The organism is Polaribacter huanghezhanensis (genome assembly GCF_030444335.1).
In the GTDB taxonomy this organism is placed as follows: domain Bacteria; phylum Bacteroidota; class Bacteroidia; order Flavobacteriales; family Flavobacteriaceae; genus Polaribacter; species Polaribacter huanghezhanensis.
On sequence record NZ_CP128595.1, the window covers coordinates 693,689 to 706,361 of the forward strand.

Consider the following 12,673-nt stretch of genomic DNA (forward strand, 5'->3'; position numbering starts at 1 on the left):
TTAGACACTTACATTAAAAACCATGTACATTTATAACGTAACATTAAGCATAGACAAAAGCATTCATAAAGAATGGTTAGAATGGATTCACAACCACATTCCGGAAGTTTTGGCAACAGGAAAATTTACCTCGGCAAAATTAACCCAAGTCTTAATTGAAGAAGAAATGGGCGGAGTTACCTACTCTGTACAATACACAGCAAAAACGAGAGAAGATTTAGACAATTATTATAAAGAAGATGCAGATAGGTTACGTGTTGTCGGAATGCAGAAATTTGCAGATAAAGTACTGGTTTTTAGAACAGAATTAAAAATAGTAAGTGAATTTTTCTCGAACGAAGTAAAAAATTAAATATGAGTGTTAGAGCAAAAAAACATTTAGGACAACATTTTTTAACCGATGAAAGTGTCGCAAAAAAAATAGCTGATGCACTTACAGAAAACGGCTACAATCATGTTTTAGAGATTGGTCCAGGAATGGGCGTTTTGACGAAGTATCTTTTGGAGAAAAAACCAAAAATTACCGTAATGGAACTTGATTATGATTCTGTTGCTTATTTAAAAGAATCTTTTCCTTTAGAACATGTAAAATTAGATACCAGTAAAGAGAAATTCTCAATAATTGAAGGCGATTTTTTAAAGCAAGATATTAATAGCATTTTCAATAACCAACAGTTCGCCATCATTGGTAATTTTCCATATAATATTTCTTCACAAATACTTTTTAGAGCTATTGAAAATAGAGAACATGTTCCAGAATTTGCGGGCATGTTTCAAAAAGAAGTTGCCATGAGGATTGCAGAAAAAGAAGGCAGTAAAGTGTACGGAATTTTATCTGTTTTAACACAAGCCTTTTTTGATGTTGAGTATTTGTTTACGGTTCCTCCAACAGTTTTTAATCCGCCGCCAAAAGTAGATTCTGGCGTAATAAGATTGATCAGAAAAGAAAACTACACGCTTCCTGTAGATGAAAAATTATTTTTTAGAGTGGTAAAAATGGCATTTAATCAACGAAGAAAAATGTTACGTGGCAGTTTAAAATCATTCAATCTTTCGGATACTTTAAAAGAAGACCCTATCTTTGTGAAACGCCCAGAACAATTATCAGTTCAAGAATTCATTAATTTGACTACAAAAATAGCAAACAATGGCATTTGAAATCACCAAAGAACTTCTAGAAAATATTGCATTATATGTTGAAAACAAAAACAACAATGCACTTATTGATGTATTTAAAGAAATGCATCATGCAGATATCGCAGAAGTTTTAGAAGAAATTTCTTTTGATGAAGTTGTCTATATTTTTAAACTTTTAGATAGTGTAACTACTTCAGAAATCTTAATAGAGCTTGACGAGGATATTCGTGAAAAAATATTTGAACAACTAAGTGCAAAAGAAATTGCAGAGGAAGTTGATGAGCTAGATACTGATGATGCGGCAGATATTATTGGTGAATTGTCTGAAGAAAGACAAGAAGCCGTAATGTCTCAAATAGAAGATGAAGAACATGTAAAAGAAATTGAAGAACTGCTTTCATATCACGAAAATTCTGCCGGAGGTTTAATGGCAAAAGAATTGGTAAGCGTTAATGAAAACTGGAATGTACTAAAATGTGTAAAAGAAATGCGTATTCAAGCAGAAGAAGTTACACGCGTACATTCTATTTATGTTGTAAATGATGCGGGGCAATTAAAAGGAAGACTTTCTTTAAAAGATTTATTAGTTGCTTCTACCCGAACACATATTTCTGAAATTTATATTCCAAAAGTAGATGCTGTTCATGTAGACGAACAAGCGGAAGATGTTGCAAACATCATGCGGAAGTATGATTTAGAGGCAATTCCTGTTGTAGATAATAATGATGTTTTGGTTGGTAGAATTACGATTGATGATATTGTAGATGTGATTAAAGAAGAAGCTGATAAAGATTACCAAATGGCCGCTGGTTTAACACAAGATGTTGAAGCAGATGATTCCATTTTTCAATTGATAAAAGGGCGCTTACCTTGGTTAATCTTAGGTTTATTTGGTAGTTTAGGTGCTGTGGTAATTATGCAAAATTTTCAAAACCTGATGGCAAATCCAGAATACAAGGCGTTGTTCTTTTTTACACCATTAATTGCAGCCGTTGCAGGTAATGTTGGCGTACAATCTTCTGCAATTATTGTACAAGGTTTGGCAAATGATATTATAAAAGGAAGTCTTTGGCATCGCTTAATTAAAGAAGTTTCTATAAGTCTAATTAACAGTATTATTCTTTCTATTGTTATCATTATTTTTAGCAGAATACTTGGTTACTCGTTTAGCTTTAGTTTGGCAATTTCTATTTCTTTAATAACAGTAATTATTATTGCCTCTTTAATTGGCACATTCATCCCTTTAATTTTACACAAAAAAGGAATTGACCCTGCATTAGCTACAGGACCATTTATTACGACAAGTAATGATATTTTTGGGATTTTAATTTATTTTATGATTGCAAAAATCATTTTAGGAATCTAAAAAAAAAGCTTCTGATTTTTCAATCAAAAGCTTTTTATCTTCTTTTTCTCGTTTGCTTCCCTAAAAAAACAAACTAAATAGCAATTCCCACATCGTATAGATTTTGGAATTTCTTTTATACACTACCAAAGATATATACTATTACCAAAGTGTATCTGTATAAAACCGCAAGTGAAAATGTGATTTTCCGCAAAAAATCAATCAATAATTCCTAATTCTTTTGCTTTTAAGATTAAATCTGTGTTGTTTACTGCATTTAAGTCTATCCGTAAATTTGCCAATTTACTTTCTATAGAACGCAGTTTTAAAATTGTTCCGTCTTCTTTTTTAATGATGCCTTCTAAATTACTAATCTTAGATTGATTTGGTAATTCTTTTAAAATTTGAATGGCAACTTCATCCATTTGGATGTTTATACTGGCTCTACGAATCATTTTTTGATGTACTTCGTGCGTATAATAAAAATCATTAGACATCATTTTTTGAATGGCAAAATTTAGCTCAGTTGCACCACATTTTGTTTTTAATAAATACGCTAAAGGTTTTAAATTCTGAATTACATTAAAAATTCGATTGATTTCAGAATGAGCAGTAATAACGCCTATTTTTACAGGAATTTCTTCTTTCTGTATTGCTTTAATTAAATCTTCTCCTCCATTTAGTTTTGCAGAAACCGTATCATTATCAAAACTTAAATCAGTAAAAAGAATATCAAATGGTTCTTGTTTTAGTTTTGCGAATGCAGCATCGCAATTTGTTGTTGATGAAATCTCATAATCTCCAATTTCTTTTAGAGATGAAATAATTCCGTCAATAATTAATTGATGATCATCAACTATTAAAATTTTTAAGTTTTTAGACATGAATGGGGGTTTCAATTTTAATAGTGGTTCCTTTATTTATAACGCTTATAATTTCTATGTTTCCGTTTAATTCTTCAATTCTTTCTCTTTGATTTTTTAACCCAATTCCGTTTGCTTTTTTAGCAAAATTAAAGCCAACTCCATTGTCTTCAATTGTTAAATAGACATTGTTTTTATCCTGCTTTAATTCAATCTTTATCTGTATTGCTTTTGCATATTTCTTTGCATTTTGCAAACTTTCTCTAGCACTTAAATACAAGGTTCTTTTAATCGGATTTGCAATCGATGTCCAGTCGTTTTCTTTTAATCCGCGAATTGTAATTTTACATTCTAAAGAAAAATAATCGCTAATTAAATTAATCATTTGATCCTTAAAAATAACCTCATTAAAATGTACACTACTTAATTGATGAGACAAATTACGAACATTATTTTTAACTTTATCTAATTTGTTTGCAACGTCAATCTGTTTTGTTTGCTCTAATTGTTGATGCAACATTCTTAAATCTCCTGCAACTTCATCATGTAAAGATTTGGCAATTTGTTGTCGCTCGTGCTCTCTAACTTCTGCTTTTTGCAATTGAGTTTCAAAAGCTACTTTTTTTCTTCTGTTCTTAAAAATCAAAAAACTAAATGCTAAAAGAAGTAAACTTCCTATTGACAATAAAAAACTAATAATTTTTTGTTGTTTTTCTTGCTCAATCTCTAATTGTTTTTTATCATTTTCTACTTTTAACTCAAAATTTTCCTTCTCTTTTTTACCTGTTTCGTAGCGTATTTTAGCAAATTGATTTTTCAGCGTTTTTTCATATTCTAAAATACTATCATTAAGTTTTATATAGCTATGTAAATAAATATTGGCCTCTTTAGGTTTAATAAATTTTGAATTTGCAAGACTTAAAAGTATGCTTATTTCTCTTCTTGTAAATTTAGATTGCTTTGCGTACCTCAATGCTTTGTTTGCATGATACAAAGCCTTCTTGGGATTGTTAATTTGAGAATAATATAAAAAATAATGATGATGATTTGAGGCGAGTCCGCTAATATCTTTGATTCTAGTTTTAATCTTATTAGCCGCTTTTAATTGATCTAAAACAGTTGATAATTCCCCTTTTGATAAATAAGCGTTTGATAAATTATCTAAAGCTTTTGCATAAAGATCTGGATGTTTGATCTCCAAACTATTCATTTTTAATGCTTTTTTAAAAAACTCAATTCCTTTGTCATCGTTTTTTTCTTTAACATATGACAATGCTGAGTTATTATAAAAGTTAAAAAGCCCAAAATATCTTTTTGATTTATCTGGATTTTTTTGACTTAATTTAAAATAGATATTAAAATATTTTCTAGCCTCATTATATTTTTTTGTTCTAAACGCAGACAATCCAAGGCAATTAATCAAATAACCCGTGTATTTATAATCTTTAATTGGCTCTAAATATTGTAAGCCTTCTACTGCTGATAATTCTGACCCTAAATAATCTTTTCCGTCTCGTTGTATATTAGACATGCTTAACAAACGTCTTCCCACCTCTAAAGAATCTTTAATCTTTGCAGAAATATTTTTTGACTCTATATAATAGTATAACGAACTGTCTTTTTTAAAATTTAGAAGATGTATTAATGCTTTATAATGATACGCTTTTGCCAAAGCAAAAGAATCTTTAGATTTTAAATATAATTTGTATAAATTGTGTTGAGCAACATCTAATCCTTCTGTTTTATTTTTAAAATAGCTTTGTAATCCTAACGCTACATTAGAAATCATAATTAAAGAGTCTATTTCTAGTTCTTCGGATAAAACAACTGCTTTTTTTAAATCTTTCAGCTGGTTTTTACCTTTGGCGTTCTCTAAAAAATAATGGATTGAATCTTTTTTTTGCAGCATTTCTTTTTGTTGTGAAAAAACAATTACACAACAAAAAAGGGATATGATACATATTGGGGTTTTAAAGTTCATAAAGCAAAATGCCTTAAATCATTTAGACCTTGTTTTTAGCTACAGCTATCCTCCTTCACCACTCCCATTAGACTCATCTCCATCTCCAGAACTAACTGCTTCATCACCTAGTGGTTGAAGCTTTAAAATTTCATTTTTCAAGTACACATCTTTTTTCATTTTAAGACTCTTTAAGTTAAACAAAAACTGCATAGAGGGAATAACAATACTCTATAAATATATTGTATTCCTTTTAAAACTCAAAAATTATTTCATCTTATTATATAAATCCCACAAAACAACACCACAACTTACAGAAATATTTAGCGAGTGTTTTGTGCCTAATTGCGGAATTTCAACACAAAAATCAGAAGCTGAAACTACATCTTGTTGTACCCCTTTTACTTCATTTCCCATAACAACGGCATATTTCTGATTTTTCTCTGGAATAAATTCGTTCAACATTGTACTATTTTCTGCTTGTTCTATAGATACTATTTTAATCTTTGAATCCTTTAATTTTTGAATAAGCGTCAACGTATCTTTTACATATTCCCACGCAACAGATTCTGTTGCGCCCAATGCGGTTTTATGAATTTCTTTATTTGGCGGAGTTGCGGTAATTCCGCAGAGATAAATTTTTTCAATCAAAAAAGCATCCGAAGTTCTAAAAACAGCACCCACATTGTTTAAACTTCTAATATTATCTAGCACTACAATTAAAGGCGTTTTTGCAACTTCTTTAAACTCATCCACGGAGATTCTACCTAATTCGCTATTTTTTAGTTTTCTCATAATTCAGTTTTCAGTTAGCAGTAACAGTTGGCAGTAAAAAACTGTTTCCCGAATATTGATTACTGCCTACTTTTTGTAACTTCGCAAAACTAATTTAAAAATTCCGAAAGACTTGGCAAAAGCAACCACAAAAAAGGTAACTCCATTAATGAAACAATACAATGCCATCAAGGTGAAATATCCTGATGCTATGTTGTTGTTTAGAGTGGGCGATTTTTATGAAACCTTTGGTGAAGATGCAAAAAAAGCCGCACGTGTTTTAGGAATTACGCTAACAAAACGTGGCGCAGGAAGTGAAACCGAAACTGCCTTGGCTGGTTTTCCACATCATTCGATAAACACCTATTTACCAAAGTTGGTAAAAGCTGGAATGCGAGTGGCCATTTGTGATCAATTAGAAGATCCAAAAATGACCAAAACCATTGTAAAACGTGGAGTTACAGAATTAGTTACGCCGGGTGTTGCTTTGAATGATGAAGTTTTAAATACCAAAACAAATAACTTTTTAGCGGCGGTTCATTTTGACAAGAAACAACTTGGAGTTTCATTTTTAGATGTTTCTACTGGAGAATATTTAGTAGCACAAGGAAATGAAGAATACATTGATAAATTATTACAAAATTTTAGTCCGAGTGAAGTTTTGGTTGAAAAAAGACACAAGCAACAATTTCTTGAACTCTTTGAGGATCGTTTTTATACATTTTACTTAGATGATTGGGTTTTTCAAACAGAATATGCCCAAGAAACTTTGCAAAATCATTTCAAAGTAAAAAGTTTAAAAGGTTTCGGAATTCAAGAATTATCTAGCGGAATTATCGCCGCCGGAGCGGTATTGTTTTATTTATCAGAAACACAGCACAAACAGTTATCGCACATCCAAAACATCTCAAGAATTGCAGAAGATAATTATGTTTGGATGGACAGATTTACGGTCAGAAATTTAGAATTGTATCACGGAACTTCTAATAATTCTGTGACACTTTTAGATATTATTGATGCAACTATTTCTCCGATGGGCGGACGCTTATTAAAACGTTGGCTGGCATTGCCTTTAAAGAATATAAAAGAAATTCAACAGCGACATGAAACCGTAAATTATTTGATTAATTCTGATGATTTCTTTGAAACCGTTACCTATCAAATCAAACAAATAAGTGATATTGAACGGTTGATTTCTAAAGTAGCAACTGGTAAAGCATCGCCAAGAGAAGTTGTGTACTTAAAAAATTCTTTACAAGCGATTATTCCAATTAAAGTTGCTGCTGAAAAAAGCACCAATGCATCCGTAAAACAAATCGGAAAATCACTAAACAATTGTTCAGAATTGATTGCAAAAATTTCTGAAACAATCTTTGATGATGCTCCTGTAAATATCAACAAAGGAAATGCTATTGCAAACGGAGTTTCACAAGAGTTGGATGATTTGCGTGCCATTTCTACTTCTGGAAAAGAATATTTAGACAATATGTTGGCTCGTGAAACAGAGCAAACAGGAATTACAAGTTTAAAAATTGCTTTTAATAATGTTTTCGGATATTATATCGAAGTTCGGAATACACATAAAGATAAAGTTCCTGAAGAATGGATTCGTAAACAAACTTTGGTAAATGCCGAGCGTTATATTACCGAGGAATTAAAAGAATACGAAACTAAAATTTTAGGAGCAGAAGAAAAAATTCAAACTTTAGAACAAGAAATATTTGCTAAACTGATTCAATATATTATCAATTTTGTACAACCGATTCAGCAAAATGCCAACGGAATTGCAAAATTAGATTGCTTATTGTCTTTTGCAAAAACTGCGATTGACAATAATTATGTGCGTCCGATTTTAGATGAAAGTACCGATTTAGAAATTAAAAACGGTCGTCATCCAGTCATAGAAAAACAATTGCCAATTGGCGAAGAATATATTGCTAATGATGTAGTTCTGAATAGAAATCAACAGCAAATTATTATGATTACCGGGCCAAATATGTCTGGTAAATCAGCTATTTTACGTCAAACTGCTTTGATTGTTTTACTAGCACAAATGGGAAGTTATGTTCCTGCACAAAATGCAAGAATTGGTGTTGTTGATAAAATTTTTACGCGTGTTGGCGCAAGCGATAATATTTCGATGGGCGAATCTACGTTTATGGTAGAAATGAACGAAACCGCATCGATTCTAAACAATATTTCTGAACGTAGTTTGGTGTTGTTAGATGAAATTGGACGCGGAACTTCTACCTACGACGGAATTTCAATTGCGTGGGCAATTGCAGAATATTTGCACGAACATCCATCACAAGCAAAAACATTATTTGCGACACATTATCACGAATTGAATGACATGACAGAAACTTTTAGTCGTGTTAAAAACTTTAATGTTTCTGTAAAAGAACTCAAAGACACCATTATTTTCTTACGTAAATTGGTTGCTGGTGGTTCTAATCATAGTTTCGGAATTCATGTAGCTAAATTGGCCGGAATGCCAACGCAGGTAATTCATAGAGCAAATAAAATATTAGAACAGTTAGAGAAAAATCATTCAAATAAAGAGGTAAAGGAAACTTTAAAAACGGTGCAACACGAAGAAATGCAATTGAGCTTTTTTCAACTTGATGATCCTTTGTTAGAAAACATCAAAGAAGAAATTTTATCAACCAATATTGATACGTTAACTCCGATTGAAGCCTTGATGAAGTTGAATGAGATTAAACGAATGTTGGTGAAGAAATAAGATTCCTAAAGCTATTTTTCATAAACGCAGTTGCGTCATATTATTTAGATTTCTCTTCGTTTTTAAGTACCCTAAAGTAATAAATAGTTAGCAAAAGAGAGATGAAGGGAAGTTTGAGCTCTTTAATCATAATTTTATTATTGAGCTAAGTAAAATTAATAATAATCCCGCAACCATTCAAAAGTAGTTTGCATTTGAGTTCTAATTTCATCATTTGTTTTCTTAAAATGATTGTTCATAAAACTAAAAATCAACACTTTTCCTGAGTTTGTGAGTAAATAACCACTTACGTTGTAATTATTTCCAACTGTTCCTGTTTTAGCAAATACATAGGGTTTGTCTGTACCCGCATACCAATCTTTTATCGTTCCGAATTCTCCTCCAACAGGAAATAAATGAAACAAACGGTTTTGCGGAATCGTTTTATACAACTTGGTTAACACTTCTACAAAAGAAATGGGCGTACATAAATTGTATCTACTCAACCCAGAACCGTCTACCCAACGAGGTTGTTGTTTTAAATCTTTCAATGCATTTTCTAACATGTATTTTCTCACTTTTTTAGAACTTAAGGTGTCCGACAACGTTGACGATGCCAAGACTAAAATTTGTTCGGCTAAAAAGTTGTCGCTCACTTCCATCATGCGTCGGTACAAACTATCCGAAGAAACGCTATACGCAATTGTTGAAGGTTTTAATGCTGATGATTTAATGATGGAAACTTTATTCGGCGCAATTACATTCCATAAGGTAGCAATCAATGTAGAATCAATTAACATCGGAATTTCAGTTTCCATTTTTTGGTCTTTTCTAAAGTAAAAATTGTTTTTGTATTCATCTCTTCCGTAAAAATCTTTCGTTATTTTTATTTTAGATTGATAAAAAGCGGGTTGCACAATTATAGAATCTTCATTCTGAATGGTAATAACATTTCCGTACATCGGAAAAGCGCTTCGTTCTGCACTAAAATACGAATCGAAATCTTCCCAAGCCCAACCTGGACCAAAACGCTTATCAGTACTATTATTAATAATGATATTGGCTTTTGCGTAGTTGTCAATCATTTTTAAAGCGGTACTGTCTTTAAAATAATTGTGTAAAAAAGTGGGATCTCCAGTTCCTTGGATGGTAATGGTGTCTTTATTTACTGCGTATTTAAAAGCCGGAATTGAATCTGGTAACATGGTTAAACCCGTAAATAGGGTAAATATTTTTATATTACTAGCTGGTGTAAAATACTTTTCTCCATTGTAATTATACACTTCTTTATTTGCTTTTACATCAAAAATGTAAATACCCGTAAACTGATTTTCATAAAAGGAAGTAGTTACTTTTTTAGAAATAGTTCTTTTTAATTTTGCTGTTTTACAATTGGCAAAAAAAGCGATGATTAGAAGGCTGAAGAGTCCTTTTTTAAACATTATTGATAAACATTTTGATTAGCGATTCTAAATTACAATTATTTTTAGAATCTAATAACAGAAATAGTTAACTTTGCATCTGATATGAATACAATTTTTTTATTTATAGGAGGTCCAGAAATTATGGTTATTGGTTTAATCGTAGTTATGCTATTTGGTGCCGATAAGATTCCAGAAATTGCTCGTGGTTTGGGTAAAGGGATGCGTCAGTTAAAAGATGCTACAAACGACATCAAAAGAGAAATCAACGAAACTGCTGAAAAACAAGGAATTGACACTAGCATCACAAAAGAAATAACTGAAGAAATTAACAAAGTAAAAGACGATATTACGGGGCCAATAAAACGAAATAGGTAATTTTTATTTCACTCTACTTATTGTCAATCCGTCTCTTATTGGCAACAAAACGGTTTCTAATCTTTCGTCAGAATTCAATAACAAATTATATTCCAACAAGACTTTTGTGTCTAAATCTTTTGGATCTAATTTTTCTACCACTTTTCCGCTCCAAAGTACATTGTCAGATAAAATAATTCCGCCAGCATTCATTTTATCAATAATCAAATGAAAATAGTTGATGTAATTTGATTTATCTGCATCAATAAAAACCAAATCGAATTTCTCATCAATTGTTGGAATGATTTCCAACGCATTGCCAACAAATTGTTTAATCTGGTTTTTAAAACCCGATTTTTGAAAATATTTTTCTTGCAAACTACACAATTCTTCGTTTTTATCAATCGTAAAAATTTTCCCATCAGGATGCAAACCTTCGGCAATACTCAATGCAGAATAACCTGTATACGTTCCTATTTCTAAAACCCTTTTAGGTCGAATTAATTTAGAAATCATCGATAAAATTCTTCCTTGAAAAGCACCACTTAACATTCTAGGATTCAATACTTTTTGCCAAGTTTCTTTAGATAATTCCTTTAAAATTTGTGGTTCTTTTTGAGAATGTTTTACAACATAATCATCTATTTTTTCGGGTAAAAAATGCATGTTTTTTATGCTTCTGATTCTTGAAGTTCCTTTTTTAAATGCTCTTTTTCTTCTGAAGATAAACAATGTTGTTCATTTTTACAATCATGTGCTTTCATCTTGTAAATCTCGGTCATTTTAGTATTTTGTTTAGAATACAATCCGCATATTTTACATAAAATAAAATGTGCGTTTAACTTAATTTTTTCAAAAAGTGTTGCTTCTCCATATTGACTTTTGTCGCAAATGGTTGTTGCTTCATCACAGGTTATTATAAATTTTGCCATGCTATTATTAACTATTAAACCAGTTATCTTCCATACATTTTCTAAGCTGTGTTCTTGCTCTATGAATGATAACCCAAAGATTTGACGCAGTTATATTTAACTCCTTACAGATTTCTTCTGTTTCAAATTCTTGAATCGTTTTCATTCTAAAAACGAGCGCGTATTTTTCTGGTAAATTATCGATACACTGATCTATTGCAGATTTTAATTCTGCTGTTTCAATCATTTTATCGGCATCATTTCCCCAAGTTTGAGGAACACGTTCTTCAATCCAACGACCTTCATTATCGCTGTCTTCGTAAAAATTCATTCTAACTTCGGCCTTTCCTTTTTTAGAATTTATCTTACGATAATAATCTATTACTTTCCGTTTCAAAATTGCGACCAACCAAGTTCTTTCTGCCGCTTTTCCTTCAAAATTTTTGGCGGATTTTAATCCTGCAAAAAAAGTTTCTTGCACTAAATCTTTCGCGATGTCACTATCATTTACACGAACAACTGCATAATTAAATAAATAATCTGCGTATTTATCAATCCATGTATTTGGATCTAAAGTGTGTTTTGTCGTATTTTCTGTCATTCTTATTTCTGAAAATCAAAGATATTCAATTTAAACTAAAAGAATTGTTTTTAAATGATGTCTATTTTTGCGGCGCTTTACAATCGTTTTTTCTTCGTGTATCTACCAAATATATAATTTCCCAATTGCCATTATTGTTAAATAATTGAAATGAATTTACACCACAATGACTGAATTTTTCGTTGTTATAAAACTCGTAAAGCGTCCAAACGGAAGCTAAATTTCCATCAACATGAATGGTGTAAGAAAGTATTTTTTCATCATAAGTATCTGTTGGTTTTACGCTTTTAGCAAAATTTATTAAAGTTTCATACGCTTTTGGTGTAGATTTTAGCTCATTAATTCCTTTTTGATTTGTAAAAGTTGTTTGTGCTATAATGTCTTTACTAATAGTTTTCTTTAAAAGTAAAGTATCTCCTTTATGAAATCCTTTAAAAAAATTTTGTACTGCAACTCTAACTGCTTTTTTTTCTCCTCTTTTTTGAGCATTTAAAGAAAATGTAAGCGTTACTAAAAGTAAAAGTGTGATTGATTTTTTCATTTTTAGATTGATTAGATTAAGTAAAACGATTCATTTGCCAA

General features: G+C 31.0%; 13 protein-coding genes. 5 read left to right on the forward strand and 8 right to left on the reverse strand.

The window, feature by feature from the left end; all coding sequences use genetic code 11:
• The first annotated feature begins 22 nt into the window (after positions 1–22).
• Genes KCTC32516_RS03370 through mgtE form a run of 3 tightly spaced genes read left to right on the forward strand, consistent with a single transcriptional unit; the run spans position 23 to position 2,503 of the window.
• A complete protein-coding gene (locus KCTC32516_RS03370; protein WP_301401929.1) occupies positions 23–352 on the forward strand; it encodes a DUF4286 family protein in 330 nt (109 codons plus the stop codon).
• A gap of 2 nt (positions 353–354) precedes the next feature.
• Entirely contained in the window at positions 355–1,158 is an 804-nt protein-coding gene (gene rsmA / locus KCTC32516_RS03375) for a 16S rRNA (adenine(1518)-N(6)/adenine(1519)-N(6))-dimethyltransferase RsmA (protein ID WP_301401931.1), read from the forward strand.
• Positions 1,148–2,503: a magnesium transporter gene (mgtE, locus tag KCTC32516_RS03380; RefSeq protein ID WP_301401933.1), complete on the forward strand. Its 1,356-nt coding sequence runs from the start codon at positions 1,148–1,150 to the stop codon at positions 2,501–2,503. The genes rsmA and mgtE overlap by 11 nt, the downstream gene beginning before the upstream one ends.
• A 197-nt stretch (positions 2,504–2,700) precedes the next feature.
• Here the strand turns inward: mgtE and KCTC32516_RS03385 are convergent, their stop codons facing one another.
• From KCTC32516_RS03385 to KCTC32516_RS03395, 3 genes are all read right to left on the reverse strand, one after another.
• A complete protein-coding gene (locus KCTC32516_RS03385) occupies positions 2,701–3,366 on the reverse strand; it encodes a response regulator (protein WP_301401936.1) in 666 nt (221 codons plus the stop codon).
• Positions 3,359–5,326 (reverse strand): tetratricopeptide repeat-containing sensor histidine kinase, encoded by a 1,968-nt coding sequence (locus tag KCTC32516_RS03390; protein ID WP_301401938.1) that lies wholly within the window; start codon positions 5,324–5,326, stop codon positions 3,359–3,361. The genes KCTC32516_RS03385 and KCTC32516_RS03390 overlap by 8 nt, the downstream gene beginning before the upstream one ends.
• Before the next feature lie 246 nt (positions 5,327–5,572).
• Positions 5,573–6,100 (reverse strand): RNA methyltransferase, encoded by a 528-nt coding sequence (locus tag KCTC32516_RS03395; protein WP_301401940.1) that lies wholly within the window; start codon positions 6,098–6,100, stop codon positions 5,573–5,575.
• Positions 6,101–6,212: 112 nt separating this feature from the next.
• On the opposite strand from KCTC32516_RS03395, the gene mutS reads away from it, so the two are divergent.
• Positions 6,213–8,822, forward strand: a complete 2,610-nt coding sequence (gene mutS / locus KCTC32516_RS03400; RefSeq protein ID WP_301401941.1) for a DNA mismatch repair protein MutS — start codon at positions 6,213–6,215, stop codon at positions 8,820–8,822.
• A gap of 155 nt (positions 8,823–8,977) precedes the next feature.
• Here the strand turns inward: mutS and KCTC32516_RS03405 are convergent, their stop codons facing one another.
• Positions 8,978–10,243, reverse strand: a complete 1,266-nt coding sequence (locus KCTC32516_RS03405) for a D-alanyl-D-alanine carboxypeptidase (RefSeq protein WP_301401943.1) — start codon at positions 10,241–10,243, stop codon at positions 8,978–8,980.
• Positions 10,244–10,327: 84 nt separating this feature from the next.
• On the opposite strand from KCTC32516_RS03405, the gene KCTC32516_RS03410 reads away from it, so the two are divergent.
• A complete protein-coding gene (locus KCTC32516_RS03410) occupies positions 10,328–10,600 on the forward strand; it encodes a Sec-independent protein translocase subunit TatA/TatB (RefSeq protein WP_301401945.1) in 273 nt (90 codons plus the stop codon).
• Positions 10,601–10,603: 3 nt separating this feature from the next.
• Here KCTC32516_RS03410 and KCTC32516_RS03415 read toward each other — a convergent pair whose 3' ends face one another.
• The 4 genes from KCTC32516_RS03415 to KCTC32516_RS03430 form a co-directional block, all read right to left on the reverse strand.
• Positions 10,604–11,245, reverse strand: coding sequence for an O-methyltransferase (locus KCTC32516_RS03415; protein ID WP_301401947.1), 642 nt, complete (start codon positions 11,243–11,245; stop codon positions 10,604–10,606).
• Positions 11,246–11,250: 5 nt separating this feature from the next.
• Positions 11,251–11,511, reverse strand: coding sequence for a hypothetical protein (locus KCTC32516_RS03420; RefSeq protein WP_301401948.1), 261 nt, complete (start codon positions 11,509–11,511; stop codon positions 11,251–11,253).
• A 7-nt stretch (positions 11,512–11,518) separates the two neighbouring features.
• Entirely contained in the window at positions 11,519–12,091 is a 573-nt protein-coding gene (locus tag KCTC32516_RS03425) for a sigma-70 family RNA polymerase sigma factor (RefSeq protein WP_301401950.1), read from the reverse strand.
• 61 nt (positions 12,092–12,152) lie between these two features.
• Positions 12,153–12,632: a nuclear transport factor 2 family protein gene (locus KCTC32516_RS03430; protein WP_301401951.1), complete on the reverse strand. Its 480-nt coding sequence runs from the start codon at positions 12,630–12,632 to the stop codon at positions 12,153–12,155.
• Positions 12,633–12,673: the final 41 nt, after the last annotated feature.

Coding starts and splice junctions, on each gene's coding strand:
- KCTC32516_RS03415 (WP_301401947.1), bottom strand. CDS start 11,245: ATGCATTTTTTACCCGAAAAAATAGATGATTATGTTGTAAAACATTCT.
- KCTC32516_RS03395 (WP_301401940.1), bottom strand. CDS start 6,100: ATGAGAAAACTAAAAAATAGCGAATTAGGTAGAATCTCCGTGGATGAG.
- KCTC32516_RS03385 (WP_301401936.1), bottom strand. CDS start 3,366: ATGTCTAAAAACTTAAAAATTTTAATAGTTGATGATCATCAATTAATT.
- KCTC32516_RS03390 (WP_301401938.1), bottom strand. CDS start 5,326: ATGAACTTTAAAACCCCAATATGTATCATATCCCTTTTTTGTTGTGTA.
- rsmA (WP_301401931.1), top strand. CDS start 355: ATGAGTGTTAGAGCAAAAAAACATTTAGGACAACATTTTTTAACCGAT.
- KCTC32516_RS03405 (WP_301401943.1), bottom strand. CDS start 10,243: ATGTTTAAAAAAGGACTCTTCAGCCTTCTAATCATCGCTTTTTTTGCC.
- KCTC32516_RS03410 (WP_301401945.1), top strand. CDS start 10,328: ATGAATACAATTTTTTTATTTATAGGAGGTCCAGAAATTATGGTTATT.
- KCTC32516_RS03425 (WP_301401950.1), bottom strand. CDS start 12,091: ATGACAGAAAATACGACAAAACACACTTTAGATCCAAATACATGGATT.
- KCTC32516_RS03370 (WP_301401929.1), top strand. CDS start 23: ATGTACATTTATAACGTAACATTAAGCATAGACAAAAGCATTCATAAA.
- KCTC32516_RS03420 (WP_301401948.1), bottom strand. CDS start 11,511: ATGGCAAAATTTATAATAACCTGTGATGAAGCAACAACCATTTGCGAC.
- mgtE (WP_301401933.1), top strand. CDS start 1,148: ATGGCATTTGAAATCACCAAAGAACTTCTAGAAAATATTGCATTATAT.
- KCTC32516_RS03430 (WP_301401951.1), bottom strand. CDS start 12,632: ATGAAAAAATCAATCACACTTTTACTTTTAGTAACGCTTACATTTTCT.